Consider the following 19,885-nt stretch of genomic DNA (forward strand, 5'->3'; position numbering starts at 1 on the left):
AATATGATGGGCGTTTTTCATTTTGTTAGAGATATTTTATACCATAATAAATCGGCAGAAGCCAAAAATAAAACCGCAATTGAAGCTGGAGAAATCCCAGAAGAAACTATTATAAAACCAATTGTTGGTTGCGAATTTTTTGTCTGCGATAATCATAAAGATAAAACTAGAAAAGACAATGGATATCAAATTGTCTTGCTTGCCAAAAACAAAAATGGCTATCACAATTTGGCCAAAATGTCATCCATTGCATACACAGAAGGTTTTTATTATGTTCCAAGAATCGACAAAGAAATTATCCAAAAATACAAAGACGACATCATTGTACTTTCTGGAAGTTTGTATGGCGAAATTCCAAATAAAGTTTTAAATCTAGGAGAAAATCAAGCGGAAGAAGCTTTGCTCTGGTGGAAAGAACAATTTGGTAAAGATTTATATATCGAATTAATGCGTCACAATCAAGAAGACGAAAATCGTGTAAATTCCACTTTGATTGATTTGGCAAGAAAGCATAATGTAAAAACAGTTGCAACCAATAATATTTTTTACATCAATAAAGAAGATGCAAACGCACACGATATTTTACTTTGCGTTCGCGATGGAGAAAAACAAGCTACACCAATTGGTCGTGGTCGTGGATATAGATTTGGATTAGACAATAAAGAATATTATTTCAAGTCGAGTGATGAAATGAAGCAACTCTTTAACGATTTACCCGAAGCCATTGCTAATATTCAAGAAGTGGTTGATAAAATAGAAATTTTTAATTTGGCACGTGAAGTTTTGCTTCCAATATTTGAAATTCCAACCGAATTTATAGTTCCAGAAGATGCATCTGATGGAGGAAAAAGAGGAGAAAATAAATTTTTACATCATTTAACTTACGAAGGAGCAAAAAGAAGGTATGCTGAAATTACACCAGAAATTCAGGAACGTATCGATTTTGAATTACTAACAATTCAAAATTCAGGTTATCCAGGATATTTTTTAATTGTGCAAGATTTCATTGCCGAAGCTAGAAAAATGGGAGTTTCTGTTGGTCCAGGTCGTGGTTCTGCAGCTGGTTCTGTTGTGGCTTATTGTCTCGGAATTACTAATATTGATCCACTTTTATACAATTTACTTTTTGAAAGATTTCTTAATCCAGATAGAGTTTCACTTCCAGATATTGATATCGATTTCGACGATGAAGGAAGAAGTAAAGTAATGGATTATGTAATAAAAAAATACGGTTCCAAGCAAGTGGCACAAATTATTACTTATGGTACAATGGCTGCAAAATCATCTGTTCGTGATACAGCCAGAGTTTTAGATTTACCTTTATTTGAAGCCGATAAAATTGCCAAGTTAATTCCGCTAAACTTAAATCTTGCCAAAATATTTTCGATGGATGATGCCAAATTAAAAGCAGCATTACGACCAGAAGATTTTATAAAAGTAAAAGAATTAATTTCTCTTGCCAACGGAAGCGATTTGGGTGGAGAAACCATTCAGCAAGCACAAATACTAGAAGGAAATCTAAGAAATACAGGAATTCATGCTTGCGGAGTAATTATTACGCCAAGCGATATTACCAATTTTGTTCCGGTTGCAACTGCCAAAGATTCAGATTTGTATGTTACCCAATTTGATAACTCAGTTGTAGAAAGTGCTGGCTTATTAAAAATGGATTTCTTGGGACTAAAAACCCTAACTTTAATTAAAGATACTGTAAAACTTGTAAAATATAGAACAGGAAAAGATATTGATCCAGATGCATTTCCTATTGATGATGAAAAAACGTATGAACTTTTTCAACGTGGCGAAACCGTTGGAATTTTTCAGTATGAAAGTGCCGGAATGCAAAAGTACATGAAGGAATTAAAACCCACAGTTTTTGGAGATTTAATTGCCATGAATGCACTTTATCGTCCTGGACCAATTGCTTATATTCCAAGTTTTATTAAACGTAAAAATGGCGAAGAAGACATTACATACGATTTAGATGCGTGTGAAGAATTGCTAAAAGAAACCTACGGAATTACAGTTTACCAAGAGCAAGTAATGCTTTTGTCTCAAAAATTAGCCGATTTTTCTAAAGGTGATGCTGACGTTTTGCGAAAAGCAATGGGAAAAAAACAAAAAGAGGTTTTGGATAAAATGAAACCCAAATTCATCTCTCAAGCCGAAGCAAAAGGACACAGTGCAGAAAAACTAGAAAAAATTTGGAAAGATTGGGAAGCATTTGCAGAGTATGCATTTAATAAATCGCATTCTACTTGCTACGCTTGGATTGCTTATCAAACTGCCTATTTAAAAGCGAATTATCCAGCAGAATATATGGCTGCAGTTTTAAGTAATAATATGAGTGACATTAAGCAAGTTTCGTTCTTTATGGAGGAATGTAAGCGAATGGGATTAAAAGTTCTTGGTCCAGATGTAAACGAATCTTTTTACAAATTTACGGTAAACAATGACTACGCAGTTCGTTTTGGAATTGGCGCAGTAAAAGGTGTTGGAGCAAATGCTGTTGATACCATTGTTCAAAACAGAAAAGATGCACCCTATAAATCAATTTTTGATTTGGCCAAAAAAATAGATTTGCGTGCAGCCAATAAAAAAGCATTCGAAAGTCTTGCTTTTGCTGGCGGATTTGATTGTTTTGAAAATACACACCGAGCACAATATTTTCACATTGAAGGCGAAGGAATAACCTTTTATGAAAAAGCAATTCGTTATGGATCAAAATTTCAAGAAAATGAAAATTCATCTCAAGTAAGTTTATTTGGCGAAGCTAGTGATGTTCAAATTGCCGAACCAATTGTGCCACCATGCGAAGAATGGAGTACAATGGAGAAATTGGCTAAAGAAAAAGAAGTGGTTGGAATTTACATTTCTGGTCATCCGCTTGACGATTATAAATATGAAATGAGTCAGTTTTGTAATGTAAAATTGATACAACTTAAAAGTTTAGATAATTTAATTGGAAAGAGTTTAACCTTTGGCGGCATTGTAACTAATGTGCAATACAGAACAGGAAAAAACGGAAAAGATTGGGCAATGTTCACTTTAGAAGGTTACGATGAAAGTCACGATTTTAGAATTTTTAACGAAGAGTATTTAAAATTTAGACATTTTTTAGTCAATAATCAATTTATTTATTTCAAAATTGGAGTCAAAGACGGTTGGGTAAATAGAGAAACAGGAAAAAAATCGGATCCACAAATTTCGTTTCAAGATGCTAAATTATTAGCAGATGTGTTGCCAACATTTGCAAAGAAATTATCTATTCAATTAAATATTTACGATTTAAAACAGCATTTAATTCAGCAATTAAACGAAGTTTTTAAAGCCAATGAAGGCGATAAAATTGTGAATTTTGAAGTTGTAGAAACAGAATTAGTTGCAAAATCTGAAGAAATAGTAAAAAGTATTGAGCCAGTTTTACTTGCTTCAAATGAAGATGAAATTGATATTGAAAATCTTGATGTGAATGAAAATCTTGAAGAAGAAGATATTGCTGAAATTGCTCCAATTGCTACAGAACAAGTTAAAAAAATTACAACTTTAGAAATGTCTAGCAGAAGATTGAAGGTTAAAATATCGAAACAGCTTTTAGAGGAATTGGAGAATTTGGAGGTTGAATTTAGATTGAATTAAAATTCTTACATTTGGAAAAAGAAAAATATGGCAAAAAAAATAACTTACGATAAAGAATTACGCGATTTACAAAAATATATTGAAAGTAATGAAAACGAAGATGCTAAACGTCATTTATTGTACCCATTATTTACGAAAGTTTTCCCCAATAAATTTAGTATAGAATCTGGCAAAAATACTCATGGTGCAGATGGTTATGTAGAAGGTCAATTAATAGTTGAAGCCAAAACTAATTTTTCACAATGGCTTGAAGGATTTTACCAAGCATTGCATTACAAAAAGAAATATGGTTTATCATATAATTCAATAATGGTTGTAAGTCATGAATTTTGTGCTATCTGGAATGTTAAAAATTTACCAGATTATGCAGTTTTAATGTTTAATACAGCCGATGCAAATGTTGCACCAAGTGATATTGGGAAATTAAATGCAAGCAAAACTCAAAAAGCAAATGCACTTTTAATTAAAGATGCCGCAAGATATTGGTTAGATCCAAAAGATTTAAAAGGTGAATTATTTAAGGATAGAAAAAGTTTAATTACTGAAACGTATGCAATTCTTAAAGAACTTAATAATCTTGACTCAGAAAAAATTCAAGTGAATAGGCATAATTTTATACATGCCATCGAGAGAATGAAACTTTATTTTGAAACACCAATTGATGCTGTTCATGCTTTTTATTCTATTATTCCTTTTTGGGATATAACATCATCTGTTGCTGAAAATCTCGATTCTGAAACATTTCAAGTAATTGGCTATTCAGGCAAAAAGGCATCAGAAAATATAAATGTTTTAGCAAAACACAAAAAAGAATTTACCAAGTTTATAGAAACACAATATATTTTCACCAACGAAGGTTCTGGTTTAACAGTAGATTATTATTTCTCTCGATTTGATGAAGTTCTGGCAGTAATTGATCCAGAATATGTTAAGCAACATGGAATCTTTTTTACAGATGATAACCTAAGTAAATTTGCACTTTGGTTTGCCAAAAATGAAGTTTTTGAAACCATTCACGAAAACTATGTAGTTTTCGATCCAGCTGGTGGTTCTGGAAATTTAATATCAAGTTACAAAGGAAAATTAAAACATAAAATAATATCTGAACTGCAACCAGATTTATTAAAAATTATTGAAAAAAGGATGAAAGCTGATCCTTGGCATATAGAAACTGGTTTTACAATTGTACCAAAAACTATTGCTAACGAAGGATTAAACTTTTTAGACAGAAGTGGTGTTGATTATTACAACGAACTTGAAAAAGCAGTTTTACAAAGCACCAATAAAGGAATAGATAAACCATTAGCTTTTTTATTAAATCCACCGTATAAAAATACAGATGAAAATGTTTTTGCTCGTGAAAAATCGGATGCAGAATATGAGATAAATGCTGATATTCTTGCATTAACTGGCGCAGATGCTGGTAAAGAACGATATTTAGCATTTCTTGGACAAATTCTAAATATTTGCAAAGCACAAACTATTAAATTGCCAGATGCCAAACCTTTGGTAATGATTTTTACACCAACTTCTTGGTTAATTCCGAGACCAACATACAAACAATTTAGAAAAACTTGGGATGAAAATTTCACCTACTTAAATGGTTTTATAACTACTAGCAATGAGTTTTTTAAACTAAAAGGAAAATGGCCGTTGGCTTTTACTATTTGGCAATATGAACCTAATGAAGAAAGACAAAACAAAGTAAAAGTGCTAGATTTAACCGAAGGAAAGAAAATCGATTTAGCATTTAATTGGAATGATAATGATGAAGAGTTAAACCCATCTGTGGAAAATTATGTAAATAAATTTGATTTTGTTAATTTAGATAATTCTCGTGGCGATATTAGAGACTTATTGCCTAAATTGGATAGAAAGGATAAATTGGTAAGACAACCACGATATAATATGTACAGAAATTTTTCTATTGATGAAAAAAAATTAAAAATAGTTAGCGGTTTTCCATTAAATGATCAACGTCACACAAGTTATAATTCTCCTTATGGATTTACAAATGGAACTTTTGTCGGTTTTATGGATGATAATACACCAGTAAGGTTAAGACAAGAACCTTCTGAAAGATTATCAAATGATTCAGATAGAGTTTGGTTTATGTTAATGTCTTCATTTAGTTCTATCAATTTACAACAAATTCATTCTGGAGCAGCAAATAGTCGGTCATATTGTGCATATGATATTTTGTCAAGCCAAGCATTATTCAGTTGGTATTCAATTAGTAAATCAATTTTTAGTAGAAATCCATTATGGACAAATCAATATGAAATTTGGCAACCCAACATTCAAGATGATTTAAAAATAGATTGGTATGCATTATGTTACGCTTTTGGCTTGGCAGAAAACCGTTGTGTGGTTACTAAGTTTGAAAAAGACAACCCAGTAATTGGCGCACCAGAAGTTTATGTTGATAATCCAATGAGTCCAAACAATCAAAATAGTTTTTATAAAACTACATTACAAAAAGAAATTAAAAAATCAAAATCTGTTGCTTTAGAATTAGCCAATGAAATAGAACTATTTTATCAATTCTGGAATTTAAATTATACTAAAGGTCAAACTCTAGAATCTGTTGGTTTACATGAAGAAGCTTATTTTAAATATTTTGATTATCCAGATTTTGTTACCAAAGATAGTGGACTAATCCAAATAAAAAAGTATGCTGATATAAACGAATGTTCTGATTTATTAGAAAAAATTACAACAATTCAAGAAAAAACTAAAAAAGTAAAAGAAGAAATTTATAGAATGTTAATAGAGGATTTTAAATATTTTGATTAAATGGGAATTAAAGCCACAACGGTTGATGAGCAAATAACACTTCTAGAAAGTAGAGGAATGGTGTTTGATTGTGATGTAGAAAAAATAAAAGAAACATTGTTAGATATTGGTTATTATCGACTTGGTTTTTATTCTTATTATTTTCAAGATAAAAAAACGCACAATTTCATCACTAATGTAAACTTTAATGATATCATTAAACTTTACTATTTTGATTTTGACATGAAGATGTTACTCTTACGATATATTTACAGAATTGAAGTTCATTTTCGCACACAACTTTTGTACTATGCATCCAATCATTATAATGATAACAACGCTTGGTATGTAGATTCTAAAATAGTTGATAGTTCTATTTTTAAAGAATTTAATACTATCTATTTTAATTTAAAAACAAAAAACAAAAACTTAGTAAAGCATCATGTTAATTATCCATGCGATTATGCACCAGCTTGGAAAGTGTTTGAGTTTTTAACATTTGGGCAAACATTTAAGTTCTTTTCTAATCTTAAAAATGAAGAATTAAAAAAACAAATTTCGGCAGTTTATGGTTTTCGAGATGTAAGTTTATTAAATAATTATTTTATTTCCATAATTAATATTAGAAATATTTGTTCACATAATGGTGTACTTTTTGATTATAATCAACCGATAGGAATTAGAAGAATTCCGAATTTAAAATATAGAATTAATACAGGTAACACATCAAATCTAAACGCTTCATTACGTCTGCTTCTTTACATTTTGAGTAAGGTTTCTAAAAATAGAGCTAAAGATTTGGAGGAAGAGTTAAAAAAATTATTAGCAACTGCCTCAGAAAATAATTTGGTTAAAAATATAATAAATTCTAAAATTAAGTTTGATATGTAATTTTTTTTATTACTTTTGTACTCTGTTAAGTGCACTACTATACAAACTGCTATAAATGAGCACTATAAAATAAGAAAATCGACCCAGACATTTTTTTGCTCTGGGTTTTTTATTATAATCAATTCCGCAAATACACACATAATAAAAACCAATTCTCAATTAACATTGTCTTAAGGAATTATTTGTTAATTTTGCAGAACAAATTAGAAACTAAAAATAAAAAAATATGGCATTAGCAATAACAGATGCAACTTTTGAAGAAGTAGTATTAAAATCAGACAAACCAGTAGTAGTAGATTTTTGGGCAGCTTGGTGTGGACCATGCAGAATGGTTGGTCCAGTTATAGACGAAATCGCTATAGAATATGAAGGAAAAGCAACAGTTGGAAAAGTAGATGTTGATGCAAACCAAGAATTTGCTGCAAAATATGGAGTAAGAAACATTCCAACGGTTTTAATTTTTCAAAACGGTGAAGTTGTTGGTCGTCAAGTTGGTGTTGCACCTAAAAAAACGTATACAGATGCAGTTGATGCATTGTTGTAATCTTTACAAAACAAAATAAATCAAGTCTAGCAAAAGCTGGACTTTTTTGTTTCATAATTTTTTTTTAATTTTTAGAAATTTCAAATTACCTTTGAACTATGAAGATAGAGGAACAAAAAGAAATTATATCTGGTTTTAAACATCTAGAACTACTTGCCAATCAAGTTGTCGAAGGATTTATTTCGGGCATGCACAAATCACCATTTCACGGATTTTCTGCCGAGTTTGCCGAGCATAAAATATACAATTCTGGCGAAAGTACTAAACATATAGACTGGAAGCTTTTTGCAAAAACAGATAGATTATATACCAAAAAATATGAAGAAGAAACTAATCTTCGTTGTCATTTAATTATTGACAATTCTTCATCAATGCATTATCCCAAATTAGAAAACAACCAACCATTCTACGAAAGTAAAATTGGATTTTCTGTACTTGCATCAGCCGTTTTAATGAATTTACTTAAAAAACAACGCGATGCAGTTGGACTAAGCATTTTTTCAGACAAATACGAGTTCTATGCTCCAGAAAAAGGAAGTGATCGTCACCATAGAATGATTTTAAATATTCTAGAAAATCTTTTAGAAAACACTAAAATCCCTAAACAAACAGATACTATAACCTATTTGCATCAAATTGCAGAGAAAATGCATCGCAGATCAATGATTGTCTTGTTTACTGATATGTTTCAAAATGAAGATAACGAAAAACTGTTTAATGCATTGCAACATTTAAAACACAACAAGCATAAAGTAGTTTTATTTCATGTTATTGATGAAAAAAGAGAACTCACTTTTGATTTTGATAATGCTCCAAGAAAATTCATTGATGTAGAATCGGGTGAAATAATCAATCTTTTTGCTGAAAATGTAAAAGAAGAATATGAAAAAAATATAAAAAAATACTTTAAAAATATATCTTTAACCTGCGCCCAAAACAAAATTAAATACGTTTCAGTTAATGTTGGTGCCAATTTCGAAAAAATTCTGACTACATATTTAGTTGAAAAACAAAACTTTGGTTAAAAACATTTTATTAATGAAAAAAAATATTTAAAAACTCTTGTAGATACAAAAAACGATTGTATATTTGCAACCGCAATAAAGCGATGGTTTGGTAGTTCAGTTGGTTAGAATACATGCCTGTCACGCATGGGGTCGCGGGTTCGAGTCCCGTCCAGACCGCTTAATTTGGGAAAATATTTAAAAGCACTTTGGTAACAAAGTGCTTTTTTGCCCAAAAAAGTCCCCATAATAAGGGATAAAAATAGTTGTGTTGTTTTCGATACGCCTTTGTAAAGCGTATCACGGTTTAGTAGTTAGACCAATGAAAAGCTTTTCACTTTATTGTGAATAGCTTTTTTGTTTTTATAGCATTTTTTTATTTAATATATTGAAAATTTGTATATTGCAAGTCATTTTGATGAAATCTTAACTTTAATCAAAATTTGAATTCAAAAATCTATAACAATCAAAACTATAAACAACATGAAAAAACTATTACTATTATTTGTTTTATTTTTCTGTTCATCGGTGCTTTTTTCTCAAGCATTAAATCAACCAACATTATATAATAATGTTTGCGATGACAATAATGATGGATTTGCTGCTTTTTATTTAGCAGAAATTTCTTTTGAAATTTTAGGAGGTTTAAATGCTTCTAATTTTACAGTTACCCATCATAATTCTTTAGTTGATGCACAAATTGGAGCTAACCCATTATCAAGTCCATATGTAAATATGTTAATTTATGTTCAAACAAATTTTGCTAGAGTTGTCAATAATACTACAACTGAAGTTCAAATTTTACCATATGATTTAACGGTTAATCAAACACCACAAGCAACATCACAAGTTTTAACAAATTGTATAGATGCAACCACCAGTTTTCCTTGTTGGAATTTGTTAAGCTTAGTTCCTCAAATTCTAAATAGTTCTCCAAATTCTATAGTAAGTTTTCATGTAACCCAAGTAGATGCACAAAGTAATACAAATGCAATTGTAAACCCAAATTGTTACATAAGTTCTGTTGGAGCGCCAATTCAACCACCAGTTTTTTATTTAATAACTGATATGGTATCTGGATGTTCTTCTGTAGGTATAGTTGAAATGGTTTTTGTTGATTGTGGAACTACTTGCGAGTCTGTTTTAAACTTATCAGTTTCAAATATTGAATCAACTACGGCTTTGCTTGATTGGACTTATTCTCCAACAGCATTAGAATATGAAATTACAACTTTTGTAAATGGTGTTTCTTCTGGTCAAACATATTTTGCAGATAATAGTCCATTTTTACTTACAGGATTAAATTGTAATGCAGGAGTTTATACGGTTAATATTAGAGCTATTTGTTCAGCAACTGATGTAAGTGAATGGTCGGTTTTAACAATAACACCAATTCCATGTAATCAATCTGGAACACCAATTAATTTGACACAATGTGGTGATACTGGAAGTCAAGTTTGTTTTAATTTAGAAATGAATAATAGTTTTATTATTGGTTCATTAAATCCTTCGCAATATACAATCACTTATCACGCTACTGAAGCTGATGCTATAAATGATGTTAACCCATTATCTTCTCCATATTGTATTACTATTTTATCACAAATGATTTTTGCGAGATTAGAAAACAATACCTCACAATCTTATGAAGTCTTTCCTTTTTTATTAATTGTTGAACAAAATTCAAGTAATGTTTTAACACTTTCAAATATGGATCAATGTGATGATAATAATGATGGATCTGTAGTTTTTAATTTAACAACAATTCAAGCACAAATAACTTCAACCAATACATTACAATATTATACCAGTTTGGCTAATGCTCAAAATATGGTTTCACCAATACTAAATCCTGTAACATTTACAGTAGCAAATACAATTACAAACACTCCAATTTTTGTAAGAGAAATTATTTCTAATTCTTGCGATTCTTTATATACTTTTAACGCAAGAGCATTTGTAATTTGTAATACTGCATTTAATTGTAATCAAGCAAATTCATTGTGTAGTGCTCTTGGTGTACCTTTTAATAATACTATTAATGGAACTACAAATGGCTTTGCAGGTTGTTTAGGTTCAACACCAAATCCTACTTGGTTTTATTTACCAATAAGTACTGCTGGTAGTATTAATCTTTTAATAACTCAGAGCAATACTCCAACAGGTGTTGGTAATCAAGATGTAGATTATATTATTTATGGTCCATTTAATGATCCATTGACGCCGTGTAGTAGTCCATTAAATCCTAGTACAATAGTTAGTTGTAGCTATTCTGGCGCAGCAGTTGAAACTGCAACAATTCCAAATGCTTTACCAGGACAATACTATTTAATTATGACAACAAATTTTAGTAATCAGTCAGGATATATTACAATCTCTCAAACTTCTGGTTCTACAGGAACAATAAATTGTTCGGGATTATTGTTAAATGCATTTTTAGATTCTAATAATAATGGCACACAACAATCTGGTGAACCAAATTTTCCTTTAGGACAATTTCATTATGAAGTAAATGATAATACTGTTATTCATAACATAATTTCTCCAACAGGAACTTATGGAATTTATGATATTAACGCTTCAAATTCTTATGATTTGTCTTATAGTATAAATTCATCTTATGCAAGTAATTATAACGTAACAACTTCGTCTTACAGTAATATAAACATTATTGCTGGTTCAGGCATGACCGTTTATAATTTTCCTGTAACAGTTGCTCAAACCTATAACGATTTGGCAGTTACAATTATTCCAGTAAGTGCGCCAAGACCAGGTTTTACTTATGAAAATAAAATTATTTACACTAATCTTGGTAACCAAACTGTTACTTCTGGAACATTAACATTTACTAAAGATGCTAATGTTACTATAAGTTCATTAACACCATCAGCAACAGCTACAACTTCAACAGGATTTACACATAATTTTACTAATTTACTACCTTTCGAAACTAGAATGTTTACAGTTTCAATGCAAGTTCCAAATATTCCTGTTGTAAATATCAATCAATTATTAACTAACTCAGCTACAATAATTCCACTTACTGGAGATATTGTTCCAGAAAATAATTATAGTTCAACAACTCAAATTGTAATTGGCTCTTATGATCCAAATGATAAAATGGAATCTCATGGTGAACGAATTTTACATTCATCTTTCACATCAAATGATTATTTGTATTACACAATACGATTTGAAAATTCTGGAACTGCAAGCGCAATTAATGTAAGAGTAAATGATGTTTTAGATAGTCAGTTAGATCAAACATCTATTAGAATGGTTGCAGCAAGTCATCCTTATGTTATGGATAGAGTTGGTAATAATCTTACATGGAAATTTGATAACATACAATTGCCAGTTTCTGTTGAGAATACTAGTATTGGAAAAGGATATGTAATGTTTAAAGTAAAACCAAATGCTGGTTATGCAGTTGGAGATATTATTCCAAATACTGCTTCTATTTATTTTGATTTTAATCCAGCAATTGTTACAAATACTTTTAATACAGAATTTGTGACAACATTAGCTATTAATGAATTTGAAAATGGAGACTTTGTTTTCTATCCAAACCCAACAAGCGATTTTGTAACTATATCATTAAAAAATAATTCAGATGCAATAAATTCAGTTGTGGTTTATGATGTTTTAGGAAAACTAATTATGACTGTAAAACCTAATTCAACAGCTGTTTCCGAAACTATTGATTTATCATCTGTAAATTCTGGACTTTATTTTATTGAAGTTATTACAGAAAACAATTTAAAAGTTGTAAAAAAACTGATTGTTAAATAGTTTTTTATAAAATATATTAAAAAATGGGAAGCATTTTTGAACTTCCCATTTTTTGATAAAATAAATAATATAGTTTTACATAATATATTAAAATGAAAAAAACACTCTTGATTTTTATGTTGCTTATTGTTAACTCAATAACGGCACAAGTTACTCTCAGAATAACTGCTATTCCTAGTAATACACCAATAAATGCTACAATATATATTGCAGGAAGTTTAAATACTTGGAATCCTAGTAATACAGAATATACTATGCAACCAGATGGTTTTGGTGCATGGCAAATTCTTATTCCAGAAGGAACAGGAGTTGTTGAATATAAATTTACAAGAGGAAGTTGGGTATCTGTTGAAGGTAATGCATCAGGAGGTTATTTGCCAAATAGGTCTTTTGCATTTACAGGTAATCCGCAAACAATAAATTTGACTATTCAATCATGGGAAGACATTGCTGGTTCTGGCACAACAAGCACTGCTGCGTCTAATGTTCAAATATTGAGTAACAATTTCTATATGCCACAATTAAATCGATATAGAAAAATTTGGATTTATTTACCGCCAGATTATTTTACAACATCTAAAAACTATCCTGTTATATATATGCAAGATGGACAAAATCTATTTGATAATGCTACTTCATTTTCTGGTGAATGGCAAATTGACGAAACCTTAAATACACTTCACTCACAAGGAAATTATGGAGCAATTGTTGTAGGAATCGATAATGGTGGAGCAGAACGACTAAATGAATATTCTCCATGGGTTAACTCAAGTTATGGTGGCGGACAAGGTAATTTATATATGCAATTTGTTGCTGAAACTTTAAAACCCTATATCGATATTAATTTTAGAACTCGTCCAGAGTCACAATTCAATGCATTAATTGGTAGTTCAATGGGAGCATTTATTTCAACTTATGGAAGTACTGCCTATTCAAACTATTTTTCTAAAGTTGGAATTTTTAGTCCAGCTTTTTGGTTTTCATTAACTAATATGAATAATTACATTACTTCAACAACCAATAATTTGACCAATTTAAGAATGTATTTTGTTGCAGGTCAAACAGAATCTTCATCTATGGTTACAGATGTTAATTTAGTAAAAAACATTTTTTTAAGCAAAGGAGTTTCTAATAGTAATGTAATAACCAAGTTTGATAGTTATGGAACTCATACCGAGTCGTATTGGAGAGGCGAGTTTAGCGCTGCATATTTATGGCTTTTTCAAACAGAAAATTTATTAGAATCTAACCAACCACAAATAGAAAAGCCAATTGTTTATCAAGACAATTATGGTAATATTGTTGCGCAAGGTATAGCTGACAATTTAGATTTGGATGTGTTTTCAATTCAAGGTTTAAATATTGGAACAATAAATGTTTCTAACGGAAGTAATCATTTGCCAATCTCCATTTCATCAGGAATATATTTTCTTAAATCTAAATCTAATCCAACAGCCGAGGTTATCAAAATATTTTTAAGATAAGTGAAATACTATTTATTATAGATAATTTTTTATTGCAACAAACAAATACAACAATAAAAATGATAAGCACACCATAAATTTCATAAAACTAGAAACTAGAAACCCCAAAAAAGCTCCAGTTGCTGCTTTCAAAGCACCTTTTTTGTCTTGAAAATTGTATATTAATTCGCCAATAAAAGCACCAACAAATAATCCAATTATAAAACCAACTGGAGGAAAAAATAAACCAATTATTAATCCAATATTTGTTCCCCAAACACCATATTTTGTACCACCAAATTTCTTTGTACCTTTGGCAGGAATAATATAATCTAGAACAGTAATTGCAATTGTTAGTAGGAAAGTAAAACCTAGAATCCAATAATTATTTTCTACGTAATTAGTTAAATAAAGAAGTAAAAGTCCAATCCAACTAATTGGTGGTCCTGGCAAAGCTGGAAGAAAGCTGCCAAAAAGACCAACCACACAACAAAGTAAACCTAGTGAAACCAAAATGATATCCATAAAATAATTTTTAGTATTTTTGGAAACGAATATGAGAAAAATAATTCAAATAATGCTTTTTTCTTTTTTAATTTTTTGTTCAACTAGCAATGCTTTTGGACAAGAAAAGACATCTAATGATCCAGATATTTCTATAAAAGAAACATTATATACAAAGTATAAAAAAGAAGTACAAGCATACAATAAAAAAGAATTTGACACTTTGTTCTTTGAGTTTTTTGCAAAGCAAAGCGACAAAAAAACTACACTATCTAAAGAAGAATTTTATACTTACACAATAAAAATTGCAATTTATTCTGAAAAACTCGGGTTGTTATACAAAGCCCAAAAAGAGGAAGCTCAAAAAGCAAAACAAGATTGGTTTGAAAGAAGTTATTCCGATTATTTAAACTCCAAAAAATAATACTTTGAAAAAGGTTTTAGCACTATTTTTTATTTTAACACTTCAGTCTTGTCAATATTTTGAGAAGAAAGTTCCAACAGAAAAAGAATTGTTAGAAAAACAGCTAAAAGAAATAAATTGGAAAGAAGTAGACGAATATCCATCGGTGGTTGAGTGTGAAAAACTAACTAATGAAACGCAAAGAAAACAATGCTTTTTCGAGTTTTTAACAAGCGCAATTCAGCAAAAGTTAAGCGTTGATACTTTGTCTATTTTATATCCAGAATTAGATACAATTAAAGTAAAAGTAACAGTAAATTCTGATGCTTCAATGAAATTTGAACCCCAATTTTCTCAAGATTCTGTTGCTTACGACAAAGTGAAAATAGATAGTATTTTTAAAGCAAGATTAGTAGATTTGCCTCAAATAAATCCGGCGATTAAAAGAGGAATTCCTGTAAAAACTCAATTTATTTTACCAGTAATTATTAAAGTAAAATAATTATTTATTAAACTTCCTACCTTTCCAAGAAAAACTACCAAACAAAGAAAAAATCCCAACACAACTACAAAATATTGGATAAATTAAACTACTAGCGATTGGAAGTAAAAATTTTCCATTTCTCAAATAAACATTAGATTTAAAAAGCAATACATAATCAATAGCATATTTAATTAAAAATACTATTATCAAAGTTTCCCACTTTATTGTCCCACTGAGCGCAGTCGAAGTGCCCAAAACTTGCAACCCAAAACCTGCAACCAAACTCAAATTCATCAGCAACACAACAACTGCTAAAATTTTAGAATAATTATCAGAATAGGAAGAAGTTTTACTTGCCCAGCGAACACGTTGCATAAATAATTTATACAAATCATTTTCAGGTTTTGTTGTAACAATTGCATCCGTATTTTTTAAATAATGCACTTTATCCGAAATACTTTTTATAGCTTTTTGTAATAAAAAAACATCATCACCACTTGCTATTTTATTATTTCCACCGAAACCACCAATGTCGGTAAACAATTTTTTGGTGTAAGCAAAATTTGCTCCGTTGCACATAAATGGTTTTTCAATGCCAAAACTGCCAATCGTTGTTCCTTGCAAACTCAATAAATCCAATTGTTGAAAATGATGAAACCAGTTATTCTTGGTTTTGTATACCACAGCACCAACAACCATTTCTGCATTATTTTTTTGAATAAAATTATCTAAAGTCAATAGCCAATTTTTATTTACAGTACAATCAGCGTCAGTTGTTACAATCCATTGATTTTTTAAAATTGGAATTGCTCTTGAAATTGCATCTTTTTTTGGTGAATTTGATAAGCGCAAATTTTCTAAAAGAGTGGTTTCAATCAACCCATTTTCCATTCGCCATTTAATATAAACTCTTTCAGAATTGTCTTTAGAAAAATCATCAATCATTATCAATTCAAACAATTCTTTAGGATAATTTAAATTGGAAATTGATTTTAAAAGCTTTGGCAAATTCTTTTCTTCATTCCTAAAAGGTACAATAATTGAAAATTTTGTTATTGGTTTTTCTTCAGTTCTAACAAATGTTTTCACTTTATCAAAACCAAAAATCAGTTGCAGAATAAATACAACATAAACCGCTAAAATAACAAACAATATAATTTCAATCATAGATAAATAGTTTACAAACGAATTTTCAAAAAGGCGAACAGTTTCCACGAATTTACAAAAATCAAAGTTTTCACGAAATATTAATCTTAATGAACTTAACTTCCTTAATGGTTTATAATCTTTGAGACTTAGTGTCTTCGTGGCAAAACCTTAAAAACCAAAACATAATAACTACCAAAAACCACTGGTAAAACCACATTTAAAAACCACATCAGCATAGTTACAAAAACTACAATCCATTCGTTAACGCCAAGCAAACCAAAGAAGTAAATTGCCAAACTTCCTTTTAAAGCAAAGTCTAAAAACTGAAAACTAGGCACAATCGAAGCTAAAAAATAAACTGTTGTAATTGTTGCCATCAAAGTCATGTAAGGCAAATCTACATCAAATGCCAAAAACAAAAAATAATATTGATGCGAAAAAACAATGTATCTGCAAAATCCTAAAACTAAATTCTTACGATGTATTTTCTTCGGAATTTCATTAATTTTTTCTAACAAATCTTCAATAGAATAACCTTTTATTTTTATTTTTTTGGTAAAATATGAAAACAGAAAAAATGCTAGTGTAACTATTATAATTCCGAAACTCCAAAAACCAATGTTTTTGTCACACTGAGCGCAGTCGAAGTGTAAAAGCATCATTCCAATAATTCCAAATATTCCTGTCGCAACAATTTGAATTCCGTTGCAAATTAAATTAAGAAAAATAATTTTTTTAGTATCTTTCTTCTCAAAGTACAAAGCTTTTCCTGCATATTCGCCAACGCCAACTGGAGTAAAAACGCCCAATGTTAAAGCAGCAAGAACTTGTTTTGTAGCTTCATTTATAGTAATCGGTTTTACAACTTGTGCCAGATTTTGCCATTTTAGAATTTCAAAAAAACGATTTAAAAAGCTAAAAAATAAGATAAACGAAATTCCAGCAAACGATTGATTTTTATAAAATAAGATAAGAAATTTGTCCCAATCCAACTTGTCATTGGTAGCGAGTTGATTGTAAATAAAATAAAATGCACCAACAACAATCAAAAGTTTGACTGAAAAAACCAAGAATTGTTTAGCTTTGTGAGGAATTGTAAACATAGTTGCAAAGAAACGTAATTTCTCTTGACTTTAGAAACCTCAAAGGTTTTTAAAACCTTTGAGGTTTGATAAATATAAATAATTGGCAAACGAAAGAATAATTTTAGGAATAGATCCAGGAACAACCATTATGGGTTTCGGATTAATAAAAGTAGTCAACAAGAAAATGGAATTTCTTCAGTTGAACGAGTTGATATTGAGTAAATACGACGATCATTATACCAAATTAAAAGTAATTTTTGAACGCACAATAGAGTTAATAGAAACCCATCATCCAGATGAAATTGCTATTGAAGCACCTTTTTTTGGTAAAAACGTGCAATCAATGTTAAAATTAGGAAGAGCGCAAGGTGTTGCAATGGCAGCAGGATTGTCAAGACAAATTCCGATTACTGAATATGAACCTAAAAAAATAAAAATGGCAATTACTGGAAATGGAAACGCCAGCAAAGAACAAGTTGCCAAAATGTTACAACAATTATTAGGATTAAAAACATTACCAAAAAATCTCGATTCAACTGATGGATTAGCAGCTGCAGTTTGTCATTTTTTCAATTCTGGCAAAGTGGTTGGAGAAAAAAGTTATACAGGTTGGGATGCTTTTGTAAAGAATAATGAAAATAGAGTTAAGAAGTAGTGTTCAGTGTTCAGTTGGCATTTCTGAGCAATGAACACTGAACACTGAATACTAAAACATGAGCGGAATCTACATCCACATTCCATTTTGCAAGCAAGCGTGTCATTATTGCGACTTCCATTTTTCTACTTCAATGAAAAAGAAAGACGAGATGGTTCTGGCATTGGCTAAAGAAATTGAAATGCGTAAAAGTGAGCTTCTCGACTGCGCTCGAAGTGACAACGAAATTATAGAAACCATTTATTTTGGTGGAGGAACGCCAAGTATTTTAGACGTTTCAGATATAAAATTATTAATTGATACAGTTTATAAACATTTTAAAGTAGTAGAAAATCCAGAAATTACAGTCGAAGCGAATCCTGATGATTTGTCTCCAGATTTGTCATTCCAAGGAACGAGGAATCTCTTTGAAGAATTCAAAGCAATTGGAGTCAACCGACTATCGATAGGAATTCAATCCTTCTTTGAAGACGATTTAAAGTTGATGAATCGAGCTCATAATTCGGCGGAAGCCAAAGAATGTTTAGAATTTGCCACAAAATATTTTGATAATATTTCTATCGATTTAATTTATGGAGTTCCAAATATGAATAATGAAAAATGGCTTCAAAATATTGAAACTGCTTTGTCTTTCAACATTCCGCATATTTCTAGTTACGCTTTAACTGTTGAGCCAAAAACTGCTCTGCATACATTTATTCAAAAAGGAATTATTCCGCAACCAGATGATGAAGTTGCTCAAGAACATTTTCAAATTCTGGTAGATAAATTATCTGAAAATGATTTTATTCACTACGAATTATCCAATTTTGGGAAAGAAAATTATTTTTCTAAAAACAATTCTAGTTATTGGTTGGGTAAAAAATATATCGGAATTGGACCTTCAGCTCACAGTTATGATGGACAATCTCGCAGTTGGAATGTGTCTAATAATTCATTGTATTTAAAATCAATATCCGAAAATAAATTGTCATCAGAAACTGAAAAACTTACTCAAACAGATAGATATAACGAATATGTTATGACTGGTTTGCGAACAATTTGGGGAATTTCTTTAGACAGAATTGAAACTGAATTTGGAAAAACTTATCTAGATTACCTTAACCAACAAGCTGAGAAATATATTGAAGATCATTTACTTTTTGTTGATGAAAACATTTTGCGAACTACCAAAAAAGGAAAGTTTTTGAGTGATGGAATTGCAAGTGATTTGTTTTTGCTAAATTTGGAATAAAATCATGTCACTTGAAAGCAACAATTCATCATAACGAAAAATACATTGAAATCGACTTATCAAAACCAATTGATATTTCTATTCCGTTACGCGCCAATAAGGATTGCGCGAGCGCATGGTATGTAGAACCAATGAAACTTGAACCCGTTGTGATGGGCGAATGGGTGGGCGACGTGAACAAGGGCGGAAGCGTGAACTTTAGAACTGTTACATTTAATCCTCACGGCAACGGTACGCATACCGAATGCGTGGGACATATCAGC

Annotated in this window: 14 protein-coding genes, 1 tRNA gene and 1 pseudogene; 13 read left to right on the top strand and 3 right to left on the bottom strand. The window is 30.3% G+C overall.

The window, feature by feature from the left end; all coding sequences use genetic code 11:
* From dnaE to ACH2BO_RS06480, 8 genes are all read left to right on the top strand, one after another.
* Nucleotides 1–3,639: DNA polymerase III subunit alpha (gene dnaE / locus ACH2BO_RS06445; protein ID WP_395043934.1), on the top strand; the 3,639-nt coding region annotated here is incomplete at its 5' end.
* A gap of 27 nt (nucleotides 3,640–3,666) precedes the next feature.
* Nucleotides 3,667–6,435: a hypothetical protein gene (locus tag ACH2BO_RS06450; RefSeq protein ID WP_395043935.1), complete on the top strand. Its 2,769-nt coding sequence runs from the start codon at nucleotides 3,667–3,669 to the stop codon at nucleotides 6,433–6,435.
* Nucleotides 6,436–7,305, top strand: a complete 870-nt coding sequence (locus tag ACH2BO_RS06455) for an Abi family protein (RefSeq protein ID WP_395043936.1) — start codon at nucleotides 6,436–6,438, stop codon at nucleotides 7,303–7,305. It begins immediately after the preceding gene.
* A 226-nt stretch (nucleotides 7,306–7,531) separates the two neighbouring features.
* Nucleotides 7,532–7,849: a thioredoxin gene (gene trxA, locus ACH2BO_RS06460; RefSeq protein WP_395043937.1), complete on the top strand. Its 318-nt coding sequence runs from the start codon at nucleotides 7,532–7,534 to the stop codon at nucleotides 7,847–7,849.
* A 98-nt stretch (nucleotides 7,850–7,947) separates the two neighbouring features.
* On the top strand, nucleotides 7,948–8,874 hold the full coding sequence (locus ACH2BO_RS06465) for a DUF58 domain-containing protein (RefSeq protein ID WP_395043938.1): 927 nt from the start codon (nucleotides 7,948–7,950) through the stop codon (nucleotides 8,872–8,874).
* 85 nt (nucleotides 8,875–8,959) lie between these two features.
* A tRNA-Asp gene (locus tag ACH2BO_RS06470) sits at nucleotides 8,960–9,033 on the top strand.
* Nucleotides 9,034–9,336: 303 nt separating this feature from the next.
* Nucleotides 9,337–12,645: a T9SS type A sorting domain-containing protein gene (locus ACH2BO_RS06475; protein WP_395043939.1), complete on the top strand. Its 3,309-nt coding sequence runs from the start codon at nucleotides 9,337–9,339 to the stop codon at nucleotides 12,643–12,645.
* A gap of 92 nt (nucleotides 12,646–12,737) precedes the next feature.
* Nucleotides 12,738–14,129, top strand: coding sequence for an alpha/beta hydrolase-fold protein (locus tag ACH2BO_RS06480; protein WP_395043940.1), 1,392 nt, complete (start codon nucleotides 12,738–12,740; stop codon nucleotides 14,127–14,129).
* Between the two features lie 15 nt (nucleotides 14,130–14,144).
* On the opposite strand, the gene ACH2BO_RS06485 is transcribed toward ACH2BO_RS06480, so the two are convergent.
* On the bottom strand, nucleotides 14,145–14,633 hold the full coding sequence (locus ACH2BO_RS06485) for a DUF456 domain-containing protein (protein WP_395043941.1): 489 nt from the start codon (nucleotides 14,631–14,633) through the stop codon (nucleotides 14,145–14,147).
* Nucleotides 14,634–14,664: 31 nt separating this feature from the next.
* Here ACH2BO_RS06485 and ACH2BO_RS06490 point away from each other — a divergent pair, with 31 nt between their 5' ends.
* Both ACH2BO_RS06490 and ACH2BO_RS06495 read left to right on the top strand, forming a co-directional pair.
* The gene (locus ACH2BO_RS06490) at nucleotides 14,665–15,036 is read left to right on the top strand and encodes a hypothetical protein (protein WP_395043942.1); all 372 of its coding nucleotides are present in this window, start codon (nucleotides 14,665–14,667) and stop codon (nucleotides 15,034–15,036) included.
* 4 nt (nucleotides 15,037–15,040) lie between these two features.
* Nucleotides 15,041–15,517, top strand: a complete 477-nt coding sequence (locus tag ACH2BO_RS06495) for a hypothetical protein (RefSeq protein ID WP_395043943.1) — start codon at nucleotides 15,041–15,043, stop codon at nucleotides 15,515–15,517.
* Here the strand turns inward: ACH2BO_RS06495 and ACH2BO_RS06500 are convergent, their stop codons facing one another.
* Nucleotides 15,518–16,666, bottom strand: a complete 1,149-nt coding sequence (locus ACH2BO_RS06500) for a glycosyltransferase (RefSeq protein ID WP_395043944.1) — start codon at nucleotides 16,664–16,666, stop codon at nucleotides 15,518–15,520.
* 128 nt (nucleotides 16,667–16,794) lie between these two features.
* Entirely contained in the window at nucleotides 16,795–17,751 is a 957-nt protein-coding gene (locus ACH2BO_RS06505) for a lysylphosphatidylglycerol synthase domain-containing protein (protein WP_395043945.1), read from the bottom strand.
* Between the two features lie 82 nt (nucleotides 17,752–17,833).
* Here ACH2BO_RS06505 and ruvC point away from each other — a divergent pair, with 82 nt between their 5' ends.
* From ruvC to ACH2BO_RS06520, 3 genes and pseudogenes are all read left to right on the top strand, one after another.
* Nucleotides 17,834–18,388: a crossover junction endodeoxyribonuclease RuvC gene (gene ruvC, locus ACH2BO_RS06510; RefSeq protein WP_395043946.1), complete on the top strand. Its 555-nt coding sequence runs from the start codon at nucleotides 17,834–17,836 to the stop codon at nucleotides 18,386–18,388.
* A gap of 58 nt (nucleotides 18,389–18,446) precedes the next feature.
* Complete coding sequence (hemW, locus tag ACH2BO_RS06515; protein ID WP_395043947.1) at nucleotides 18,447–19,622, top strand: radical SAM family heme chaperone HemW; 1,176 nt, start codon at nucleotides 18,447–18,449, stop codon at nucleotides 19,620–19,622.
* A gap of 11 nt (nucleotides 19,623–19,633) precedes the next feature.
* Nucleotides 19,634–19,885: pseudogene (locus ACH2BO_RS06520) on the top strand (cyclase family protein); the annotation flags it as partial.

Origin of the sequence: Flavobacterium sp., from assembly GCF_043773265.1 — a bacterium.
GTDB lineage: Bacteria > Bacteroidota > Bacteroidia > Flavobacteriales > Flavobacteriaceae > Flavobacterium.

Coding starts and splice junctions, on each gene's coding strand:
- hemW (WP_395043947.1), top strand. CDS start 18,447: ATGAGCGGAATCTACATCCACATTCCATTTTGCAAGCAAGCGTGTCAT.
- ACH2BO_RS06465 (WP_395043938.1), top strand. CDS start 7,948: ATGAAGATAGAGGAACAAAAAGAAATTATATCTGGTTTTAAACATCTA.
- ACH2BO_RS06485 (WP_395043941.1), bottom strand. CDS start 14,633: ATGGATATCATTTTGGTTTCACTAGGTTTACTTTGTTGTGTGGTTGGT.
- ACH2BO_RS06450 (WP_395043935.1), top strand. CDS start 3,667: ATGGCAAAAAAAATAACTTACGATAAAGAATTACGCGATTTACAAAAA.
- trxA (WP_395043937.1), top strand. CDS start 7,532: ATGGCATTAGCAATAACAGATGCAACTTTTGAAGAAGTAGTATTAAAA.
- ACH2BO_RS06475 (WP_395043939.1), top strand. CDS start 9,337: ATGAAAAAACTATTACTATTATTTGTTTTATTTTTCTGTTCATCGGTG.
- ACH2BO_RS06490 (WP_395043942.1), top strand. CDS start 14,665: ATGAGAAAAATAATTCAAATAATGCTTTTTTCTTTTTTAATTTTTTGT.
- ACH2BO_RS06480 (WP_395043940.1), top strand. CDS start 12,738: ATGAAAAAAACACTCTTGATTTTTATGTTGCTTATTGTTAACTCAATA.
- ACH2BO_RS06505 (WP_395043945.1), bottom strand. CDS start 17,751: ATGTTTACAATTCCTCACAAAGCTAAACAATTCTTGGTTTTTTCAGTC.
- ACH2BO_RS06500 (WP_395043944.1), bottom strand. CDS start 16,666: ATGATTGAAATTATATTGTTTGTTATTTTAGCGGTTTATGTTGTATTT.
- ACH2BO_RS06455 (WP_395043936.1), top strand. CDS start 6,436: ATGGGAATTAAAGCCACAACGGTTGATGAGCAAATAACACTTCTAGAA.